This is a genomic window from Rhizobium lusitanum, from assembly GCF_014189535.1.
GTDB classification, from domain to species: Bacteria; Pseudomonadota; Alphaproteobacteria; order Rhizobiales; family Rhizobiaceae; genus Rhizobium; species Rhizobium lusitanum_C.
In genome coordinates, this window is record NZ_CP050308.1 from 65953 (window position 1) to 86746 (window position 20794).

The 20794-nt window shown below is 58.4% G+C and carries 19 protein-coding genes; 18 read left to right on the forward strand and 1 reads right to left on the reverse strand.

The window, feature by feature from the left end; all coding sequences use genetic code 11:
- The 5 genes from rplA to rpoC all read left to right on the forward strand — a co-directional run bounded on the left by rplA (position 1) and on the right by rpoC (position 10792).
- Positions 1-699: a 50S ribosomal protein L1 gene (gene rplA / locus HB780_RS14025; protein ID WP_183692749.1), complete on the forward strand. Its 699-nt coding sequence runs from the start codon at positions 1-3 to the stop codon at positions 697-699.
- A gap of 332 nt (positions 700-1031) precedes the next feature.
- Positions 1032-1550 carry a 50S ribosomal protein L10 gene (gene rplJ / locus HB780_RS14030; RefSeq protein ID WP_183692751.1) on the forward strand — a complete coding sequence of 173 codons (519 nt, stop codon included), beginning with the start codon at positions 1032-1034 and terminating at the stop codon, positions 1548-1550.
- Between the two features lie 57 nt (positions 1551-1607).
- Positions 1608-1985 (forward strand): 50S ribosomal protein L7/L12, encoded by a 378-nt coding sequence (gene rplL / locus HB780_RS14035; RefSeq protein WP_183692753.1) that lies wholly within the window; start codon positions 1608-1610, stop codon positions 1983-1985.
- 263 nt (positions 1986-2248) lie between these two features.
- A complete protein-coding gene (rpoB, locus tag HB780_RS14040) occupies positions 2249-6391 on the forward strand; it encodes a DNA-directed RNA polymerase subunit beta (RefSeq protein WP_183692755.1) in 4143 nt (1380 codons plus the stop codon).
- A gap of 189 nt (positions 6392-6580) precedes the next feature.
- Positions 6581-10792 carry a DNA-directed RNA polymerase subunit beta' gene (gene rpoC, locus HB780_RS14045; protein ID WP_183692757.1) on the forward strand — a complete coding sequence of 1404 codons (4212 nt, stop codon included), beginning with the start codon at positions 6581-6583 and terminating at the stop codon, positions 10790-10792.
- A gap of 110 nt (positions 10793-10902) precedes the next feature.
- Here rpoC and HB780_RS14050 read toward each other — a convergent pair whose 3' ends face one another.
- Positions 10903-11196 carry a transcriptional regulator gene (locus tag HB780_RS14050; RefSeq protein WP_183692759.1) on the reverse strand — a complete coding sequence of 98 codons (294 nt, stop codon included), beginning with the start codon at positions 11194-11196 and terminating at the stop codon, positions 10903-10905.
- A 507-nt stretch (positions 11197-11703) separates the two neighbouring features.
- Here HB780_RS14050 and rpsL point away from each other — a divergent pair.
- From rpsL to rplP, 13 genes are all read left to right on the forward strand, one after another.
- Positions 11704-12075, forward strand: a complete 372-nt coding sequence (gene rpsL, locus HB780_RS14055) for a 30S ribosomal protein S12 (RefSeq protein ID WP_003507760.1) — start codon at positions 11704-11706, stop codon at positions 12073-12075.
- An 80-nt stretch (positions 12076-12155) separates the two neighbouring features.
- Entirely contained in the window at positions 12156-12626 is a 471-nt protein-coding gene (gene rpsG / locus HB780_RS14060; protein ID WP_183692761.1) for a 30S ribosomal protein S7, read from the forward strand.
- Between the two features lie 30 nt (positions 12627-12656).
- Entirely contained in the window at positions 12657-14756 is a 2100-nt protein-coding gene (gene fusA, locus HB780_RS14065; protein WP_183692763.1) for an elongation factor G, read from the forward strand.
- Positions 14757-14823: 67 nt separating this feature from the next.
- Positions 14824-15999, forward strand: coding sequence for an elongation factor Tu (gene tuf / locus HB780_RS14070; RefSeq protein WP_183692737.1), 1176 nt, complete (start codon positions 14824-14826; stop codon positions 15997-15999).
- Positions 16000-16158: 159 nt separating this feature from the next.
- Positions 16159-16467 (forward strand): 30S ribosomal protein S10, encoded by a 309-nt coding sequence (gene rpsJ, locus HB780_RS14075; protein WP_003507767.1) that lies wholly within the window; start codon positions 16159-16161, stop codon positions 16465-16467.
- A gap of 40 nt (positions 16468-16507) precedes the next feature.
- On the forward strand, positions 16508-17149 hold the full coding sequence (gene rplC, locus HB780_RS14080; protein WP_183692765.1) for a 50S ribosomal protein L3: 642 nt from the start codon (positions 16508-16510) through the stop codon (positions 17147-17149).
- Between the two features lie 13 nt (positions 17150-17162).
- Positions 17163-17783, forward strand: a complete 621-nt coding sequence (rplD, locus tag HB780_RS14085; protein WP_047454371.1) for a 50S ribosomal protein L4 — start codon at positions 17163-17165, stop codon at positions 17781-17783.
- Positions 17780-18073 carry a 50S ribosomal protein L23 gene (locus tag HB780_RS14090; protein WP_007690755.1) on the forward strand — a complete coding sequence of 98 codons (294 nt, stop codon included), beginning with the start codon at positions 17780-17782 and terminating at the stop codon, positions 18071-18073. Before rplD ends, HB780_RS14090 begins: the two co-directional genes overlap by 4 nt.
- Positions 18074-18084: 11 nt before the next feature.
- A complete protein-coding gene (gene rplB / locus HB780_RS14095) occupies positions 18085-18921 on the forward strand; it encodes a 50S ribosomal protein L2 (RefSeq protein ID WP_183692767.1) in 837 nt (278 codons plus the stop codon).
- 15 nt (positions 18922-18936) lie between these two features.
- Entirely contained in the window at positions 18937-19215 is a 279-nt protein-coding gene (gene rpsS, locus HB780_RS14100) for a 30S ribosomal protein S19 (RefSeq protein ID WP_007690757.1), read from the forward strand.
- A 2-nt stretch (positions 19216-19217) separates the two neighbouring features.
- Positions 19218-19616, forward strand: coding sequence for a 50S ribosomal protein L22 (gene rplV, locus HB780_RS14105; protein ID WP_183692769.1), 399 nt, complete (start codon positions 19218-19220; stop codon positions 19614-19616).
- Positions 19616-20341, forward strand: coding sequence for a 30S ribosomal protein S3 (gene rpsC, locus HB780_RS14110; RefSeq protein WP_007690761.1), 726 nt, complete (start codon positions 19616-19618; stop codon positions 20339-20341). Before rplV ends, rpsC begins: the two co-directional genes overlap by 1 nt.
- Positions 20342-20377: 36 nt before the next feature.
- Positions 20378-20791 (forward strand): 50S ribosomal protein L16, encoded by a 414-nt coding sequence (gene rplP / locus HB780_RS14115; RefSeq protein WP_034507389.1) that lies wholly within the window; start codon positions 20378-20380, stop codon positions 20789-20791.
- Positions 20792-20794: the final 3 nt, after the last annotated feature.

Here is a 20794-nt window from a genome sequence, read left to right on the forward strand (position 1 = left end):
ATGGTTGCAAAGCGTATTCAGAAGATCCGCGAAGGCGTTGATCCCACAAAGCTCTATGCTCTGAGCCTTGCCATTGGCATGGTCAAGGAGCGGGCTATCGCCAAGTTCGATGAAACCATCGAAGTTTCCATGAACCTCGGTGTTGACCCGCGTCACGCAGACCAGATGGTTCGCGGCGTTGTCAACCTGCCGAACGGCACTGGCCGCACGGTTCGCGTTGCCGTTTTCGCTCGTGGTGCCAAGGCTGACGAAGCCAAGGCTGCCGGTGCTGACATCGTCGGTGCGGAAGACCTGGTTGAAATCGTTCAGGGCGGCAAGATCGACTTCGATCGTTGCATCGCGACCCCGGACATGATGCCGCTCGTCGGTCGTCTCGGTAAGGTTCTCGGCCCGCGCGGCATGATGCCGAACCCGAAGGTCGGCACGGTTACCATGGACGTCAAAAGTGCTGTTGAAGCCTCCAAGGGCGGCGCAGTCGAGTTCCGCGTCGAGAAGGCTGGTATCGTCCATGCCGGTATCGGCAAGGCTTCCTTCGACGCAAAGGCTCTGGAAGAAAACATCCGCGCTTTCGCCGACGCCGTCGTAAAGGCGAAGCCGGCTGGCGCCAAGGGCAACTACGTCAAGCGCGTAGCTATCTCTTCGACCATGGGTCCGGGTGTCAAGATCGAGCTCGCCTCGGTCACGGCTACGAACGCTTAATGATTTTAGTCGGGCGTTAAGTCCGGCTTCTCAAGAATTCCCGGCCTCTCGAGGCCGGGATATCCGGAGAAATCCGGAATTCCTGTCCGAGATTGCAGGTGGTTATCCCTTAATCACTTAAGCCTGCATGAGACGGGTAAGACCCGAATTTTGATGAAGCTTTGCTTCGATGAACTCGGTTCGAGCCTTGGATGCCTTGTGCCTTGGAGCCTTACGGCTCGAGCGCGAGGGGACAGGATCCTCAAGCGTCGCTTGGGATCTCTCTTGATCCCAGGAGGCAAAAGGCAACCCGGCAGGCCCGTTAACCCGGTCCTGTCAACTGGAGAAAAGCAGTGGAAAGAGCGGAAAAACGCGAATTCGTCACGGAACTGAACGAAGTCTTCAAGGCTTCGGGCTCGGTTGTCGTGGCCCACTATGCTGGTGCTACAGTCGCTCAGATGAACGATTTTCGTTCGAAGATGCGCGCTGCAGGCGGCACCGTCAAAGTCGCGAAGAACCGCCTGGCCAAAATTGCTCTTCAGGGCACGGATGCGGAAGGGATTTCTGATCTCTTCACCGGTCAGACGCTGATTGCATACAGCACTGATCCGATTATCGCTCCGAAGGTCGTCGTGGATTTCGCCAAGGGCAACGACAAAATCGTTGTTTTGGGCGGCGCCATGGGAACAACAACGCTCAACGCCGAAGGTGTGAAGTCGCTCGCGACCCTGCCTTCGCTGGACGAGCTGCGTGCAAGGTTGCTGGGCATGATCCAGACGCCTGCTACACGCATCGCAAGTGTTGTTGCAGCACCGGCAAGCCAGCTTGCTCGTGTGTTCGCGGCCTACGCCAAGAAGGACGAAGCCGCTTAAGGCGGTTTTTCGCTGTTCATAACCAACCAGTTCGAACCGAACAAAAGGAACTAAAACATGGCTGATCTCGCAAAGATCGTAGACGACCTCTCCTCGCTGACCGTTCTCGAAGCCGCAGAACTGTCTAAGCTTCTCGAAGAAAAGTGGGGCGTTTCCGCCGCTGCTCCGGTAGCTGTTGCTGCTGTTGGCGGCCCGGCTGGCCCGGCTGTCGTTGAAGAAGAAAAGACCGAGTTCGACGTTATCCTCACGGATGTCGGCGCTAACAAGATCAACGTCATCAAGGAAGTCCGCGCCATCACCGGTCTCGGCCTCAAGGAAGCTAAGGACCTCGTCGAAGCTGCTCCTAAGGCTGTCAAGGAAGCTGTTTCCAAGGCTGAAGCCGCTGACATCAAGAAGAAGCTCGAAGACGCTGGCGCCAAGGCCGACGTTAAGTAAGCTTGAAACTGCTTTGGGAGGTGGCATTTTTGCCCCCTCCCATTTGCCGTTTTTTTGAACAAATTACCCAAAAGCCGCAGGTGAAACGGCTTTTGGGTAATGGGTTCTTCAAGAGGATGGTCTCAAACCGAACCGCGACGCAATCCGTGCTGAGCGGTTTTCGGTTAGTTAGACGAGATTGAACTACTCATTGATTGACGGGATCGCCTGGCCAGCGGTTCCCGTCCGTTGCAGGCCCGGGTGCAGAATTTAGAGGAGCGACGATGGCTCAGACCCTTTCGTTCAATGGTCGTAGGCGCGTACGCAAGTTTTTTGGTAAGATTCCCGAAGTCGCAGAGATGCCGAACCTCATCGAGGTTCAAAAGGCATCCTACGATCAGTTCCTTATGGTTGCAGAACCGAAGGGCGGCCGCCCAGACGAAGGTCTTCAGTCCGTCTTCAAGTCGGTTTTTCCGATCACAGATTTCTCCGGCGCTTCCATGCTGGAATTCGTATCCTATGAATTCGAGCCGCCGAAGTTCGACGTCGATGAGTGCCGCCAGCGCGACCTGACCTACGCCGCGCCGCTGAAGGTCACTCTCCGTCTGATCGTGTTTGATATCGACGAGGATACCGGCGCGAAGTCCATCAAGGACATCAAGGAACAGAGCGTTTACATGGGCGACATGCCGCTCATGACCAACAACGGTACGTTCATCGTGAACGGCACCGAACGCGTTATCGTATCGCAGATGCACCGTTCACCGGGCGTCTTCTTCGATCACGACAAGGGCAAGAGCCATTCTTCCGGCAAGCTGCTCTTCGCTGCCCGCGTCATTCCTTATCGCGGTTCCTGGCTCGACATCGAATTCGACGCCAAGGACATCGTCTACGCCCGTATCGACCGCCGCCGCAAGATTCCGGTGACGTCGCTGCTGATGGCGCTCGGCATGGATGGCGAAGAAATCCTGTCGACCTTCTACACGAAGTCGCTTTATGAGCGCTCCGGCGACGGCTGGCGCATTCCCTTCAATGCGGAAACGCTGAAGGGTGCCAAGACCGTTACCGACATGATCGACGCCGACACCGGCGAAGTCGTGGTCGAAGGTGGCAAGAAGCTGACCCCGCGTCTGCTGCGTCAGCTACAGGACAAGGGTCTCAAGGCTCTGAAGGCTACCGACGAAGAGCTGTATGGCCTCTTCCTGGCGGAAGACATCGTCAACGTCCAGACCGGCGAGATCTATCTCGAAGCCGGCGACGAAATCGACGAGAAGACCCTGCCGGTGATCCTCAAGGCTGGTTTCGACGAGATCCCGGTTCTGGGCATCGACCATATCAATGTCGGCGCCTACATCCGCAACACGCTGTCCGCCGACAAGAACGAGAACCGTCAGGACGCTCTGTTCGACATCTATCGTGTCATGCGCCCGGGTGAACCGCCGACCATGGATTCGGCCGAAGCCATGTTCAACTCGCTGTTCTTCGATTCGGAGCGTTACGACCTCTCCGCCGTTGGCCGTGTGAAGATGAACATGCGTCTCGACCTCGAAGTCGCCGACACTGTTCGCGTTTTGCGCAAGGAAGACATCTTGGCCGTAGTCAAGATGCTGGTCGAACTGCGCGACGGCAAGGGTGAAATCGACGACATCGACAACCTCGGCAACCGTCGCGTTCGCTCAGTCGGCGAGCTGATGGAGAACCAGTATCGTCTCGGCCTGCTGCGCATGGAGCGCGCGATCAAGGAACGTATGTCCTCGATCGAGATCGATACGGTCATGCCTCAGGACCTGATCAACGCCAAGCCGGCTGCTGCCGCCGTTCGCGAATTCTTCGGCTCCTCGCAGCTGTCGCAGTTCATGGACCAGGTGAACCCGCTTTCGGAAATCACCCACAAGCGCCGCCTTTCGGCTCTTGGCCCGGGCGGTCTGACCCGTGAGCGCGCCGGCTTCGAAGTCCGCGACGTGCATCCGACCCACTACGGTCGTATTTGCCCGATCGAGACGCCGGAAGGCCCGAATATCGGTCTTATCAACTCGCTGGCGACCTTTGCCCGCGTCAACAAGTACGGCTTCATCGAAAGCCCTTACCGTCGCATCATCGACGGCAAGGTGACCTACGATGTGCTCTACCTCTCCGCCATGGAAGAGGCGAAGTACTACGTTGCCCAGGCCAACGCCGAGCTTGATGCCGAAGGGTTCTTCATCGAGGAATTCGTCGTTTGCCGTCATGCTGGCGAAGTCATGCTCGCTCCGCGCGACAACATCAACCTGATGGACGTCTCGCCGAAGCAGCTGGTTTCGGTTGCTGCTGCTCTGATCCCGTTCCTGGAGAACGACGACGCCAACCGCGCGCTCATGGGCTCGAACATGCAGCGTCAGGCCGTGCCGTTGCTGCGTGCCGAAGCTCCGTTCGTCGGCACCGGCATGGAGCCGGTCGTTGCCCGTGACTCCGGCGCCGCCATCGGTGCCCGTCGCGGCGGTGTGGTCGACCAGGTCGACGCGACGCGTATCGTTATCCGCGCCACCGAAGACCTCGATCCGTCGAAGTCTGGCGTCGATATCTACCGCCTGATGAAGTTCCAGCGTTCGAACCAGAACACCTGCGTCAACCAGCGTCCGCTGGTCACCGTCGGTGACTTCGTGAACAAGGGCGACATCCTGGCAGACGGTCCGTCGACTGACCTCGGCGATCTGGCGCTTGGCCGGAACGTGCTCGTCGCGTTCATGCCGTGGAACGGTTACAACTACGAAGACTCGATCCTGCTCTCCGAGCGTATCGTTGCCGACGACGTGTTCACCTCCATCCACATCGAAGAATTCGAAGTGATGGCGCGTGACACCAAGCTCGGTCCGGAAGAAATCACCCGCGACATTCCGAACGTTTCGGAAGAAGCGCTGAAGAACCTGGACGAAGCCGGCATCGTTTACATCGGCGCTGAAGTTCAGCCGGGCGATATCCTCGTCGGCAAGATCACGCCGAAGGGCGAAAGTCCGATGACGCCGGAAGAAAAGCTTCTGCGCGCCATCTTCGGTGAAAAGGCGTCCGACGTTCGCGACACCTCCATGCGCATGCCGCCCGGCACCTACGGTACGGTCGTCGAAGTTCGCGTCTTCAATCGCCACGGCGTTGAGAAGGACGAACGCGCCATGGCAATCGAGCGCGAAGAGATCGAACGTCTCGCCAAGGACCGCGACGACGAGCAGGCGATCCTCGACCGTAACGTCTACGGCCGTCTGATCGAAATGCTCCGCGGCCAGGTGGCACTTGCCGGCCCGAAGAACTTCAAGAAGGGCACGGAACTTTCCAACGCCGTCGTCTCCGAATATCCGCGTTCGCAATGGTGGATGTTTGCTGTCGAGGACGAGAAGGTTCAGGGCGAGCTCGAAGCTCTGCGCGGCCAGTACGACGAATCCAAGTCGCACCTCGAACAGCGCTTCATGGACAAGGTCGAAAAGGTCCAGCGCGGCGATGAAATGCCTCCGGGCGTCATGAAGATGGTCAAGGTCTTCGTCGCTGTGAAGCGCAAGATCCAGCCGGGCGACAAGATGGCCGGCCGTCATGGCAACAAGGGTGTTGTATCGCGCATCGTGCCGGTTGAAGACATGCCGTTCCTCGAAGACGGTACGCATGTCGACATCGTGCTCAACCCGCTCGGCGTGCCGTCGCGCATGAACGTCGGTCAGATCCTTGAGACGCACCTCGGCTGGGCTTGCGCCGGCATGGGTCGCCAGATCGGCGAACTGATCGAAGCTTACAAGGCGAGCGGTAACATCGCCCCCCTGCGCAAGACGATCGACATGGTCGTTGGCGACGGTCCGAAGAGCGACGACGTTCATAATTATGACGATGATTCGGTTCTGCGTCTGGCCGAGCAGTGGAAGCGTGGCGTATCCATCGCGACCCCGGTCTTCGACGGTGCCGGCGAAGCCGACGTCAATGAGATGCTCGCCATGGCAGGTCTTAAGGAGACCGGTCAGTCGACGCTCTATGACGGTCGTACCGGCGAGCAGTTCGACCGCCAGGTCACGGTTGGCTACATCTACATGCTGAAGCTCAACCACTTGGTCGACGACAAGATCCACGCTCGTTCGATCGGTCCTTACTCGCTCGTTACCCAGCAGCCGCTGGGCGGCAAGGCGCAGTTCGGCGGTCAGCGCTTCGGGGAAATGGAAGTCTGGGCGCTCGAAGCTTACGGCGCAGCTTACACGCTGCAGGAAATGCTCACGGTCAAGTCGGACGACGTGGCCGGCCGCACCAAGGTCTACGAAGCGATCGTCCGTGGTGACGACACCTTCGAAGCGGGCATTCCGGAAAGCTTCAACGTTCTTGTCAAGGAAATGCGGTCGCTGGGTCTCAGCGTCGAACTGGAAAACTCCAAGCTCGACGATCTGCAGGCAGCTGGCCAGCTTCCGGACGCAGCCGAGTAGCAGTCGACAGGGTGCGCGCTGACAAACAGCGCGCACCGTTCTTGCAAGCGCCCGATTTCGTGTAGCGCAGGCAAGGACGTTTTTGCCGCATTTCGCGGTTATTGTCGTTTTAACGCATCAGTCCGGTTCCCGGGAATTTGCCGGTGCTGATTGCAGTTCGAGGGCGTTTCGCCCCAAAAGGAGACAGGCATGAACCAAGAGGTCATGAATCTTTTCAATCCGCAGGTGCCTGCACAGAATTTCGATTCCATCCGGATTTCGATCGCATCGCCGGAGAAGATTCTTTCCTGGTCTTATGGTGAGATCAAGAAGCCGGAGACGATCAACTATCGCACGTTCAAGCCGGAACGCGATGGTCTCTTCTGCGCGCGAATCTTCGGGCCGATCAAGGATTACGAGTGCCTGTGCGGCAAGTACAAGCGCATGAAGTACAAGGGCATCATCTGCGAAAAGTGCGGCGTCGAAGTGACGTTGTCGCGCGTTCGCCGTGAGCGCATGGGCCATATTGAGCTTGCCGCTCCCGTTGCCCACATCTGGTTCCTGAAGTCGCTGCCGAGCCGCATCTCCACGCTGCTCGACATGACGCTGAAGGATGTCGAGCGCGTCCTCTACTTCGAAAACTACATCGTCACCGAGCCGGGCCTGACTGCTCTGAAGGAGCATCAGCTTCTCTCGGAAGAAGAGTACATGCTCGCCGTCGAGGAATATGGCGAAGACCAGTTCACCGCCATGATCGGTGCTGAAGCGATCTATGAGCTTCTGGCCAGCATGAATCTCGAGAAGATCGCCGGCGACCTGCGCGCAGAACTTGCTGAGACCACGTCGGATCTCAAGCAGAAGAAGCTGATGAAGCGCCTGAAGATCGTCGAGAACTTCATGGAGTCCGGCAACCGTCCGGAATGGATGATCATGAAGGTCGTCCCGGTCATCCCGCCGGACCTGCGTCCGCTGGTGCCGCTTGACGGCGGCCGTTTCGCGACGTCGGATCTGAACGATCTGTACCGCCGCGTCATCAACCGTAACAACCGTCTGAAGCGCCTGATCGAACTGCGCGCTCCGGGCATCATCATCCGTAACGAAAAGCGCATGCTGCAGGAATCTGTCGATGCGCTGTTCGACAACGGCCGCCGAGGCCGCGTCATCACCGGCGCCAACAAGCGTCCGCTGAAGTCGCTGTCCGACATGCTCAAGGGCAAGCAGGGCCGCTTCCGTCAGAACCTGCTCGGCAAGCGCGTCGACTATTCCGGCCGTTCGGTCATCGTGACCGGTCCGGAACTGAAGCTGCACCAATGCGGCCTGCCGAAGAAGATGGCGCTCGAACTGTTCAAGCCGTTCATTTACGCCCGCCTCGACGCCAAGGGTTACTCCTCGACCGTCAAGCAGGCCAAGAAGCTGGTTGAAAAGGAAAAGCCGGAAGTCTGGGATATCCTCGACGAGGTCATCCGCGAGCATCCGGTTCTCCTGAACCGTGCGCCGACGCTGCACCGCCTGGGCATCCAGGCCTTCGAACCCATGCTGGTCGAAGGCAAGGCTATCCAGCTGCATCCGCTTGTCTGCACGGCCTTCAACGCCGACTTCGACGGCGACCAGATGGCTGTTCACGTACCGCTGTCGCTTGAAGCCCAGCTTGAAGCCCGCGTGCTGATGATGTCGACCAACAACATCCTGCATCCGGCAAACGGCGCACCGATCATCGTTCCGTCGCAGGACATGGTTCTCGGTCTCTACTATCTGTCGATCCTGAACCAGAACGAGCCAGGCGAAGGCATGGCCTTCTCCGATCTCGGCGAGCTGCATCATGCTCTTGAAAACAAGGTCGTGACGCTGCATTCCAAGATCCGCGGCCGCTTCAAGTCGGTTGACGAGGAAGGCAAGGCCTACTCGAAGATCTACGAAACGACGCCTGGCCGCCTGCTCATCGGCGAATTGCTGCCGAAGCACGGCAAGGTGACCTTCGACATCTGCAACCAGGAAATGACCAAGAAGAACATCTCCAAGATGATCGACACGGTCTACCGTCATTGCGGCCAGAAGGACACGGTCATTTTCTGCGACCGCATCATGCAGCTCGGCTTTGCCCATGCTTGCCGCGCCGGCATTTCGTTCGGCAAGGACGACATGGTTATTCCGGACACCAAGGCGAAGATCGTCGGCGATACTGAATCGCTCGTGAAGGAATACGAGCAGCAGTACAATGACGGTCTGATCACCCAGGGCGAAAAGTACAACAAGGTTGTCGACGCTTGGGGCAAGGCCACGGAAAAGGTCGCTGAGGAAATGATGGCCCGCATTAAGGCCGTCGAATTCGATCCGGCGACCGGTCGTCAGAAGCCGATGAACTCGATCTACATGATGAGCCATTCGGGCGCCCGCGGTTCTCCGAACCAGATGCGTCAGCTGGGCGGTATGCGCGGCCTCATGGCCAAGCCGTCAGGCGAAATCATCGAGACGCCGATCATCTCGAACTTCAAGGAAGGCCTGACCGTTAACGAGTACTTCAACTCGACGCACGGTGCCCGTAAGGGTCTGGCAGACACCGCCTTGAAGACTGCAAACTCCGGTTACCTGACCCGCCGTCTCGTCGACGTCGCGCAGGATTGCATCGTCACGCACGTCGATTGCGGCACCGACAAGGGCCTCACCATGACCGCCATCATCGATGCCGGTCAGGTCGTTGCCTCCATCGGCGTCAGAATCCTCGGCCGTACGGCGCTGGACGATATCGATCATCCGATTACGGGTGAGCGCATCGTTGATGCCGGCAGGATGATCCTGGAACCGGATGTCATCGAGATCGAAAAGGCTGGTATCCAGTCGATCCGTATCCGTTCGGCCCTGACCTGCGAAATCCAGACGGGCGTCTGCTCGATCTGCTACGGCCGCGACCTCGCGCGCGGTACGCCGGTCAACCTCGGTGAAGCTGTTGGCGTTATCGCCGCTCAGTCGATCGGTGAGCCGGGCACGCAGCTGACCATGCGTACCTTCCACTTGGGCGGCACGGCGACCGTGGTCGACCAGTCGTTCCTGGAAGCTTCGTATGAAGGCACGGTGCAGATCAAGAACCGCAACATGCTGCGCAACTCCGATGGCATCCTGGTTGCCATGGGCCGCAACATGGCCGTCCAGATCCTGGATGAACGTGGTATCGAGCGCTCCTCGCAGCGTGTCGCTTACGGCTCCAAGATCTATGTGGACGAAGGCGACAAGGTGAAGCGCGGCCAGCGTCTGGCGGAATGGGATCCTTACACCCGTCCGATGATGACGGAACTGGCCGGTACGGTTCAGTTCGAAGACGTCATCGACGGTCTCTCGGTTCTCGAAGCGACCGACGAGTCGACCGGCATCACCAAGCGTCAGGTTATCGACTGGCGTTCGACGCCGCGTGGTTCGGATCTGAAGCCGGCCATCGTCATCAAGGACGCCAGCGGCAATGTTGCCAAGCTGTCGCGTGGTGGTGAAGCCCGCTTCCTGCTCTCGGTTGACGCGATCCTGTCCGTCGAGCCGGGCCAGAAGGTAGCTCAGGGTGACGTTCTTGCCCGCTCGCCGCTGGAAAGCGCCAAGACCAAGGACATCACCGGCGGTCTGCCGCGTGTTGCCGAACTGTTCGAAGCCCGTCGTCCGAAGGACCACGCCGTCATCGCAGAGATTGATGGTACGATCCGCCTCGGCCGCGACTACAAGAACAAGCGCCGTGTCATCATCGAGCCGGCGGAAGACGGTGTCGAGCCGGTCGAATACCTGATCCCGAAGGGCAAGCCCTTCCATCTTCAGGAAGGCGACTATATCGAAAAGGGTGACTACATCCTCGACGGTAACCCGGCTCCGCACGACATCCTGGCGATCAAGGGCGTGGAAGCTTTGGCTTCCTATCTCGTGAACGAAATCCAGGAAGTCTACCGCTTGCAGGGCGTTGTCATCAACGACAAGCACATCGAAGTGATTGTCCGTCAGATGCTGCAGAAGGTGGAAATCACCGATGCGGGCGACAGCCATTATATCGTCGGCGACAATGTCGACCGTATCGAGCTGGACGACAACAACGACCGCCTGGCCGAAGAAGGCAAGAAGCCTGCCTACGGCGATCCGGTTTTGCTCGGCATCACCAAGGCGTCGCTGCAGACGCCGTCCTTCATCTCCGCCGCTTCCTTCCAGGAAACGACGAAGGTGCTGACGGAAGCTGCAATCGCCGGCAAGACCGACGGCCTGCAGGGCCTGAAGGAAAACGTCATCGTCGGCCGCCTCATCCCGGCCGGTACGGGTGGTACCATGACCCAGATCCGCCGCATCGCGACGGCTCGCGACGAGCTTATCCTGGAAGAGCGCCGCAAGGGCACGGGTTCAGCCGTCGCCACGCCGATGCTGCAGGATATGGCAGGCGAAAGTGCTCCGGCCGCTGAATAAGCGGCTGTAGCCAGCACAAATCAAAACCGCCCGGAGCGATCCGGGCGGTTTTTTGCATTCTTGTGTAGAAGAGGTGAGGGCCGCCGCCATGAGCGCGCCCGAGTGGCGGCTCAGCGGAAGCGGATGATCGCCACTTCGCCTTCCAGCGCGCCCTGATAGGCGGAGGCATGCGGTTCTTCGTCCGGTATGTCGGTCAGCATGCCAATCTGGTCGAGGTCGGCCTCAATGAAGCCTTCCTCTGCAAGCGCGTTCAGCGCCTCGCGCACGGCGGTATCGTCATCCGGTGCCTTGAGCATGACATGCAGCTCGACGCCTTCGCTGCCGTCGGTCTCATATCCCTTGCCGATGATGATGAAGACCATGGGGCCGTCAAGATTGTTGTCGTTGTCTGGCGCAGTAATCATGAGTCGTCCTTCGGAAGTTTCGATTCGGCCGGGCGATTCTCTCGATCTGCCGTCGCCGTCTCGTGAAATTGTCAGTCTGTGATTCCTTATAGGGATTTTAGTGAAATACCCAAGTCTATCTTGCCGGAGGGGCGCCATTTCGTTAACGAATACGCCAAAGTGCTGGTTTGCAGGGCCTTTTAGGGCTTTGTGACGAAGATAATTCCTTAACCGGCCTTGACGAACCAGCGGGAAACCAGTAGTTACGCCGCCATCGGACCCATGTGAGGCATGGCCATTCGGAGCGACACGCTCTGGAGTTCACCTCAAACAAGGTTCAAAACGCACGTTGAAGACGAGAATGCTGCACGCAAGACGCGGTTACCGTGTCCTCTGCTTTTCTGTGGTCCATCTGCGAAAGCGGGTCGGGCCACGTTTTGCGCATTGAGACGATCGTGTGTCGTTGCCGGAGACGGCGAGAGTTAAGCCCGTAAGGGTGTATAAGATAGATTTACAAGGGATGGTTGAATGCCTACCGTAAACCAGCTGATCCGCAAGCCACGCCAGGCACAGGTAAAGCGTAATAAGGTTCCCGCTCTTCAGGAGAACCCGCAGAAGCGCGGCGTTTGCACCCGCGTCTACACGACCACGCCGAAGAAGCCGAACTCGGCTCTGCGTAAGGTCGCAAAGATCCGCCTGACCAATGGCTTTGAAGTCATTGGTTATATTCCCGGCGAAGGTCACAACCTTCAGGAACACTCTGTCGTCATGATCCGTGGCGGCCGCGTAAAGGACCTTCCGGGCGTTCGTTACCACATCATCCGCGGCGTTCTCGATACCCAGGGTGTCAAGAACCGCAAGCAGCGCCGTTCCAAGTACGGTGCGAAGCGTCCGAAGTAATATTCGGTTTTAGATCATCCGGCGCTGCGCGAGGTTCTCCGCGTGATAAAGCGCCGCTAACAAGTTGAGAGACGAGAAGTATGTCCCGACGTCACAGAGCAGAAAAGCGCGAGATCAATCCGGACCCTAAGTTCGGCGATCTGGTCGTCACGAAGTTCATGAATGCCATCATGCTGGACGGCAAGAAGTCCGTAGCTGAAAACATCGTATACGGCGCATTCGACGCCGTGCAGGGCAAGGCAAAGCAGGAACCGCTCGGCGTGTTCCATCAGGCTTTGGATAACATCGCTCCGCACGTTGAAGTTCGTTCGCGTCGTGTTGGTGGTGCTACCTACCAGGTTCCGGTCGATGTTCGTCCCGAGCGTCGTCAGGCTCTTGCCATTCGCTGGCTGATCACTGCTGCTCGCAAGCGCAATGAAACTACCATGGTCGACCGTCTCTGCGGCGAACTTCTTGATGCCTCCAACAACCGCGGCTCTGCCGTCAAGAAGCGCGAAGACACGCACAAGATGGCTGATGCCAACCGTGCGTTCTCGCATTATCGCTGGTAATCCCGAACGGTATCCGAAAGGCAGTCCATTATGGCTCGCGAATATAAAATCGAAGACTACCGCAATTTCGGTATCATGGCGCACATCGACGCCGGCAAGACCACGACCACCGAGCGTATTCTTTACTACACCGGCAAGTCGCACAAGATCGGCGAAGTCCACGACGGCGCAGCCACCATGGACTGGATGGAGCAGGAGCAGGAGCGTGGCATCACGATCACCTCTGCTGCTACCACCACCTACTGGAAGGGCCGCGACGGCACGACCCGCCGCTTCAACATCATTGACACTCCCGGCCACGTCGACTTCACCATTGAAGTCGAGCGTTCGCTGCGCGTTCTCGACGGTGCCATCGCGCTGCTCGATGCCAACGCCGGTGTTGAGCCGCAGACGGAAACCGTCTGGCGTCAGGCTGAGAAGTACAATGTCCCGCGGATGATCTTCTGCAACAAGATGGACAAGACCGGCGCTGACTTCTATCGCTCGGTTGAGATGATCAAGACTCGTCTCGGCGCCACTGCTGTTGTTATGCAGCTGCCGATCGGTGCTGAAACGGAATTCAAGGGCGTCATCGACCTGATCGAGATGAATGCTCTCATCTGGCGCGACGAATCGCTCGGCGCGCAGTGGGACGTCGTCGAAATCCCGGAAGACATGAAGGCTAAGGCGCAGGAATATCGCGAGAAGCTGATCGAGACCGTTGTCGAGATCGATGAAGCCGCGACCGAAGCCTACCTCGAAGGCAATCTGCCTGACAACGATCAGATCCGTGCGCTCGTCCGTCGCGGCACCATCGACGTCAAGTTCCATCCGATGTTCTGCGGCACCGCATTCAAGAACAAGGGTGTTCAGCCTCTGCTCGACGCCGTCGTTGACTACCTGCCGTCGCCGCTCGACATTCCGGCGATCAAGGGCATCGACTTCAAGACCGAAGCCGAAATTGAACGTCATGCTGACGACAGCGAGCCGTTGTCGATGCTGGCATTCAAGATCATGAACGACCCCTTCGTCGGTTCGCTGACCTTCGCTCGCATCTATTCCGGCAAGCTCGAAAAGGGTACGTCGGTCATCAACACGGTCAAGGACAAGCGCGAGCGCGTCGGCCGTATGCTGCAGATGCACTCGAACTCGCGTGAAGACATCGAAGAAGCCTTCGCTGGCGACATCGTTGCTCTGGCCGGCCTCAAGGAAACCACTACTGGCGATACGCTCTGCGATCCGCTAAAGCCGGTTATCCTCGAGCGCATGGAATTCCCGGAACCGGTCATCCAGATCGCGATCGAGCCGAAGACCAAGGGCGACCAGGAAAAGATGGGCCTCGCGCTTAACCGTCTGGCTGCTGAAGATCCGTCCTTCCGCGTGAAGACGGACCAGGAATCGGGTCAGACGATCATCGCCGGCATGGGTGAACTTCATCTCGACATCATCGTCGACCGCATGCGTCGTGAATTCAAGGTTGAAGCAACAGTCGGCGCGCCGCAGGTTGCTTATCGCGAAACCATTACGCGTCAGACCGAGAAGGACTACACCCACAAGAAGCAGTCGGGTGGTACTGGACAGTTCGCTCGCGTCAAGATCGTGTTCGAACCGAACCCGGACGGCGAAGACTTCAAGTTCGAGTCCAAGGTCGTCGGCGGTTCTGTTCCGAAGGAATACATCCCGGGCGTTCAGAAGGGTATCGAAAGCGTTCTGTCTTCCGGCCCGCTGGCTGGTTTCCCGATGCTCGGCGTCAAGGCGACGCTCATCGACGGTGCCTACCATGACGTCGACTCGTCGGTTCTGGCCTTCGAAATTGCTTCCCGTGCCTGCTTCCGTGAAGCAGCCCGCGAAGCTGGTGCCCAGCTCCTCGAGCCGATGATGAAGGTCGAAGTTGTGACGCCGGAAGATTACGTCGGTGACGTTATCGGCGACCTGAACTCCCGTCGTGGCCAGATCCAGGGCCAGGAAAGCCGCGGTGTTGCTGTTGTCATCAACGCGAACGTCCCGCTGGCAAACATGTTCAAGTACGTCGACAACCTGCGTTCCATGTCCCAGGGCCGTGCACAGTACACGATGACCTTCGATCATTACGCGCCGGTTCCGTCGAACGTCGCACAAGAAATCCAGGCAAAGTATTCCGGTCAGAAGTGACCGGAATACCAATTGACCGATAACAATAATTGATCCCTTCGGGGACAAGAAAAACGGAGAGCCGAAAATGGCAAAGAGTAAGTTTGAGCGCAATAAGCCGCACGTTAACATCGGCACGATTGGCCACGTTGACCACGGCAAGACGTCTCTGACGGCAGCGATCACGAAGTACTTCGGTGAGTACAAGCCGTATGACCAGATCGACGCTGCACCGGAAGAAAAGGCCCGCGGCATCACGATTTCGACGGCCCACGTTGAATACGAGACGCCTGCTCGCCACTACGCGCACGTCGACTGCCCCGGCCACGCTGACTATGTCAAGAACATGATCACGGGTGCCGCACAGATGGACGGCGCGATCCTGGTTTGCTCGGCCGCTGACGGCCCGATGCCGCAGACCCGCGAACACATCCTGCTCGCCCGCCAGGTTGGCGTTCCGGCAGTTGTCGTGTTCCTGAACAAGGTCGACCAGGTTGACGACGCCGAGCTTCTGGAACTGGTGGAGATGGAAGTTCGCGAACTTCTGTCGTCCTACGACTTCCCGGGCGACGACATCCCGGTCATCAAGGGTTCGGCTCTTGCTGCCCTTAACGACAGCAACAAGACGATCGGCGAAGACGCGATCCGCGAGCTGATGGCTGCTGTTGACGCCTACATCCCGACGCCTGAGCGTCCGATCGACCTGCCGTTCCTGATGCCGATCGAAGACGTGTTCTCGATCTCTGGCCGTGGTACGGTTGTGACCGGCCGCGTTGAGCGTGGTATCGTCAAGGTTGGTGAAGAAGTCGAGATCGTCGGCATTCGCCCGACGTCGAAGACGACGGTTACCGGCGTTGAAATGTTCCGCAAGCTGCTCGATCAGGGCCAGGCAGGCGACAACATCGGCGCCCTGGTTCGCGGTGTTAACCGTGACGGCGTTGAGCGTGGTCAGATCCTGTGCAAGCCGGGCTCTGTTAAGCCGCACAAGAAGTTCATGGCCGAAGCCTACATCCTGACGAAGGAAGAAGGCGGCCGTCATACGCCGTTCTTCACGAACTACCGTCCGCAGTTCTACTTCCGCACGACGGACGTGACCGGCATCGTGACGCTTCCAGAAGGCACGGAAATGGTTATGCCAGGCGACAACATCACTGTTGAAGTCGAGCTGATCGTTCCGATCGCGATGGAAGAAAAGCTGCGCTTCGCTATCCGCGAAGGCGGCCGTACCGTCGGCGCCGGCATCGTTGCTAGCATCGTAGAGTAAGTCATTAGGCGGCTGGGCCAAAGCCCGGGATTAAGGATAGGGACACCGAACCTGGTGTCCCTCTCGATCTTTGAAACCGGCGGCCCGCCTCGAGTAACTAAAGTTAAAGACGTGTCTTTTAGAGAGGCACGCAGGTAACAGACACAAGGATAAAGTCGAATGAACGGCCAGAATATCCGCATCCGCCTTAAGGCGTTCGATCATCGAATTCTCGACGCTTCCACGCGCGAGATCGTATCGACGGCTAAGCGCACCGGTGCTAGCGTCCGGGGCCCCGTTCCACTTCCGACCCGTATCGAGAAGTTCACGGTTAACCGGTCCCCGCACGTCGACAAGAAGAGCCGCGAGCAGTTCGAGATGCGCACGCATAAGCGCCTTCTCGATATCGTTGACCCGACCCCGCAGACGGTAGACGCGCTGATGAAGCTCGATCTCGCCGCCGGTGTCGATGTTGAGATCAAGCTCTGAGACCTTAGGGTTCTCGAGCTGAGTGAGAAGGATTGAACCGATGCGTTCAGGTGTGATTGCACAGAAGGTGGGAATGACCCGCGTCTATAACGACGCCGGCGAGCATGTCCCGGTAACCGTATTGCGTATGGAAGGCTGCCAGGTCGTAGCCCAGCGCACAGTAGAAAAGAATGGCTACACCGCAGTTCAGCTCGGTGCCGGCCAGGCTAAAGTCAAGAACACGTCGAAGGCCCTTCGCGGTCACTTCGCCGTTGCCAGCGTTGAGCCTAAGGCCAAGCTCGTTGAATTCCGTGTTTCGGATGACAATCTGCTTGAGGTCGGCACCGAGATCAAGGCAGCTCACTTCGCGACGGGTCAGCTCGTCGATGTGACTGGTACGACGATCGGTAAGGGCTTTGCCGGCGCCATGAAGCGCCACGGCTTCGGCGGTCTGCGTGCCACGCACGGTGTGTCTGTTTCGCACCGCTCGCACGGTTCGACCGGCTCGCGCCAGGATCCGGGCAAGGTGTTCAAGAACAAGAAGATGGCTGGTCACATGGGCCAGACGCGTATCACGACGCAGAACCTCGAAGTGGTATCGACCGATGAAGATCGCGGTCTGATCCTCGTCAAGGGCGCAGTTCCCGGCTCCAAGGGTGCCTGGATCATCGTACGCGATGCCGTCAAGTCGGCAGCGAAGTAAGGGAGCCAAACCAATGGAATTGAACGTCAAGACCCTCGAGGGCAAAGACGCTGGGAAGGTTTCCCTTTCTGACGCGATTTTCGGCCTTGAGCCGCGTGAAGATATTATCGCACGCGTCATTCGCTGGCAGCTGGCCAAGAAGCGCCAGGGCACGCACAAGGCTAAGGGCCGCGCTGAAGTTTGGCGCACAGGCGCCAAGATGTACAAGCAGAAGGGTACGGGCCGCGCTCGTCACCATTCGGCTCGTGCTCCGCAGTTCCGCGGCGGTGGTAAGGCACACGGCCCGGTCGTGCGCAGCCATGAGCATGATCTGCCGAAGAAGGTTCGCGCCCTCGGCCTGCGTCTCGCTCTGTCCGCTAAGTTCAAGGCCGAGGACGTTATCATCCTCGACAACTTGGTCGCGGCTGATACCAAGACCAAGGTTCTGGCCGGCGCTTTCGAGACGCTTGGCCTGACCAACGCGCTCTTCATCGGTGGTGCCGAGCTCGACAGCAACTTCAAGCTCGCAGCCGCTAACATCCCGAATATCGATGTTCTGCCGGTTCAGGGCATCAACGTTTACGATATCCTGCGCCGCGGCAAGCTCGTGCTGTCCAAGGCTGCAGTTGAAGCTCTAGAGGAGCGATTCAAGTGACGGATCTTCGCCATTACGATGTGATCGTTTCTCCTGCGATCACCGAAAAGTCCACCCTGCTTTCGGACAATAACCAGGTTGTTTTCAACGTTGCCAAGACCGCGACAAAGCCTGAAATCAAGGCCGCCGTCGAAGCTCTGTTCGGCGTCAAGGTTACGGCCGTCAACACTCTGCTGCGCCTGGGCAAGACCAAGCGGTTTAAAGGTCTCGTCGGCAAGCAGAAGGACGTGAAGAAGGCTATCGTGACGCTCGCCGAAGGCCAGTCGATCGACGTCTCCACCGGTCTCTGAGGAATAAGAAAATGGCATTGAAAACATTCAATCCGACGACCCCGAGCCAGCGTCAGCTGGTCATCGTTGATCGCTCGTCCCTCTACAAGGGCAAGCCGGTCAAGTCGCTGACGGAAGGTCTGAGCTCCAAGGGTGGTCGTAACAACACCGGTCGCATTACCGTGCGTTTCCAGGGTGGCGGTCACAAGCGTACCTACCGTCTGGTGGACTTCAAGCGTCGTAAGTTCGACATTGAAGCAACCGTTCAGCGTATCGAATACGACCCGAACCGTACCGCATACATCGCTCTGGTGAAGTATGCTGATGGCGATCAGGCCTATATCCTTGCGCCGCAGCGTTTGACGACCGGCGACAAGGTCATCGCCTCCGAAAAGGCCGTGGACGTGAAGCCAGGCAACACCATGCCGCTTCAGTTCATCCCGGTCGGCTCCATCATCCACAATGTGGAAATGAAGCCGGGCAAGGGTGGTCAGATCGCTCGCTCTGCTGGCGGTTACGCCCAGCTCGTCGGTCGTGACCAGGGCATGGCAATCCTTCGCCTGAACTCCGGCGAACAGCGCCTCGTGCACGGCACTTGCCTTGCAACGATCGGTGCCGTTTCCAACCCGGACCATGGCAACATCAACGATGGCAAGGCCGGTCGTTCGCGTTGGCGCGGTAAGAAGCCGCACGTTCGCGGCGTCGTCATGAACCCAGTCGACCATCCGCACGGCGGTGGTGAAGGCCGGACCTCCGGTGGTCGCCATCCGGTGACCCCATGGGGCAAGCCGACTAAGGGCAAGCGCACGCGGTCGAACAAGTCGACCGATAAAATGATTATGCGCTCGCGCCATCAGCGCAAGAAGTAAGAGAGGAAGTCTCAAGTGGCTCGTTCAGTATGGAAAGGTCCGTTTGTTGACGGCTATCTTCTCAAGAAGGCTGAGAAGGTACGCGAAGGCGGACGCAGTGAAGTAATCAAGATCTGGAGCCGTCGCTCCACGATCATGCCGCAGTTCGTTGGTCTTACCTTCGGCGTATACAACGGCAGCAAGCACATTCCGGTCAGTGTCAACGAAGACATGGTCGGTCACAAGTTCGGTGAGTTCGCCCCGACCCGCACCTACTACGGTCACGGCGCGGACAAGAAGGCGAAGAGGAAGTAACAATGGGCAAGGCAAAAGCCGAACGCCGGCTGAAGGATAATGAAGCGCAGGCAATTGCGCGCACGCTCCGCGTCAGCCCGCAGAAGCTCAACCTGGTTGCAGCATCTATCCGCGGCAAGAAGGTTGATCGTGCACTCGCAGAGCTGGAATTCTCCCGCAAGCGTATCGCAGGCGCCGTCAAGAAGACGCTTGAATCTGCGATCGCCAATGCTGAGAACAACCATGATCTCGACGTTGATTCGCTGGTCGTAGCGGAAGCCTACGTCGGCAAGTCGATCGTCATGAAGCGTTTCCACGCTCGTGGCCGTGGCCGTGCGTCTCGCATCGAGCGTCCGTTCGCCCACCTGACGATCGTTGTTCGTGAAGTGGAAGCGGTTGAAGCTCAAGGGGAGGCTGCATAATGGGTCAGAAAATCAATCCAATCGGTTTTCGTCTCGGCATCAACCGTACTTGGGATAGCCGCTGGTTTGCGGACAACGCCGAGTATGGTCAGCTTCTCCACGAAGATCTGAAGATGCGTAAGTTCGTCATGGACGAACTGAAGCAGGCTGGTATCTCCAAGGTGGTCATCGAGCGTCCGCACAAGAAGTGCCGCGTCACGATCCACTCGGCTCGTCCGGGCCTGATCATCGGCAAGAAGGGCGCAGACATCGACAAGCTTCGCAAGAAGCTGTCGGACATGACGAATTCCGAAACGCACCTCAACATCGTTGAAGTACGCAAGCCGGAAATCGACGCTGTTCTGGTTGCCCAGTCGATCGCTCAGCAGCTCGAACGCCGCGTGGCGTTCCGTCGCGCCATGAAGCGCGCTGTTCAGTCCGCAATGCGTCTTGGCGCCGAAGGCATCAAGATCACCTGCGGTGGCCGTCTTGGCGGCGCTGAAATCGCTCGTACGGAATGGTATCGCGAAGGTCGCGTGCCGTTGCATACGCTGCGCGCCGATATCGATTACGGTACGGCTGAAGCAGAAACCGCATTCGGCATCTGCGGCATCAAGGTTTGGATCTTCAAGGGCGAAATCCTTGAGCATGATCCGATGGCCTCCGAACGCCGTGCGCTGGAAGGCGACGCCCAGGGTCCGGCTAGCCGTGATCGCGATAGAGACCGCCGCCGCGATAACGCTTAATAGCGTACGTGGCAGATAAGTTCGGAGAATAGAAAAATGTTGCAGCCAAAGCGTACGAAGTACCGGAAGCAATTTAAGGGTCGCATCAAGGGCGTTGCCAAGGGCGGTTCTGATCTCGCATTCGGCGAATTCGGCCTGAAGTCGCAGGAACCCAACCGCGTCAACGCTCGCGAGATCGAAGCGGCTCGCCGCGCGATCACGCGTCACATGAAGCGTGCCGGCCGTGTATGGATCCGGGTGTTCCCGGATGTTCCGGTAACCAAGAAGCCGACCGAAGTCCGTATGGGTAAGGGTAAAGGCTCTGTCGAATACTGGGCATGCAAGGTCAAGCCCGGCCGTATGATGTTCGAGATCGATGGTGTAAGCGAAGAAATCGCTCGTGAGGCTCTGCGCCTCGGTTCCGCCAAGCTCTCGGTCAAGACGCGCTTCGTGCAGCGCATTGCAGAGTAAGGA

Excerpts from the sequence above, each read along its gene's own strand:
- fusA (WP_183692763.1), top strand. The coding sequence starts at position 12,657 with ATGGCTCGCGAATATAAAATCGAAGACTACCGCAATTTCGGTATCATG.
- rplC (WP_183692765.1), top strand. The coding sequence starts at position 16,508 with ATGCGTTCAGGTGTGATTGCACAGAAGGTGGGAATGACCCGCGTCTAT.
- rplB (WP_183692767.1), top strand. The coding sequence starts at position 18,085 with ATGGCATTGAAAACATTCAATCCGACGACCCCGAGCCAGCGTCAGCTG.
- rplP (WP_034507389.1), top strand. The coding sequence starts at position 20,378 with ATGTTGCAGCCAAAGCGTACGAAGTACCGGAAGCAATTTAAGGGTCGC.
- rplD (WP_047454371.1), top strand. The coding sequence starts at position 17,163 with ATGGAATTGAACGTCAAGACCCTCGAGGGCAAAGACGCTGGGAAGGTT.
- rpsG (WP_183692761.1), top strand. The coding sequence starts at position 12,156 with ATGTCCCGACGTCACAGAGCAGAAAAGCGCGAGATCAATCCGGACCCT.
- rpsC (WP_007690761.1), top strand. The coding sequence starts at position 19,616 with ATGGGTCAGAAAATCAATCCAATCGGTTTTCGTCTCGGCATCAACCGT.
- rpoB (WP_183692755.1), top strand. The coding sequence starts at position 2,249 with ATGGCTCAGACCCTTTCGTTCAATGGTCGTAGGCGCGTACGCAAGTTT.
- rplA (WP_183692749.1), top strand. The coding sequence starts at position 1 with ATGGTTGCAAAGCGTATTCAGAAGATCCGCGAAGGCGTTGATCCCACA.
- rpsJ (WP_003507767.1), top strand. The coding sequence starts at position 16,159 with ATGAACGGCCAGAATATCCGCATCCGCCTTAAGGCGTTCGATCATCGA.
- tuf (WP_183692737.1), top strand. The coding sequence starts at position 14,824 with ATGGCAAAGAGTAAGTTTGAGCGCAATAAGCCGCACGTTAACATCGGC.
- rpsL (WP_003507760.1), top strand. The coding sequence starts at position 11,704 with ATGCCTACCGTAAACCAGCTGATCCGCAAGCCACGCCAGGCACAGGTA.
- HB780_RS14050 (WP_183692759.1), bottom strand. The coding sequence starts at position 11,196 with ATGATTACTGCGCCAGACAACGACAACAATCTTGACGGCCCCATGGTC.
- rpoC (WP_183692757.1), top strand. The coding sequence starts at position 6,581 with ATGAACCAAGAGGTCATGAATCTTTTCAATCCGCAGGTGCCTGCACAG.
- rplL (WP_183692753.1), top strand. The coding sequence starts at position 1,608 with ATGGCTGATCTCGCAAAGATCGTAGACGACCTCTCCTCGCTGACCGTT.
- rplV (WP_183692769.1), top strand. The coding sequence starts at position 19,218 with ATGGGCAAGGCAAAAGCCGAACGCCGGCTGAAGGATAATGAAGCGCAG.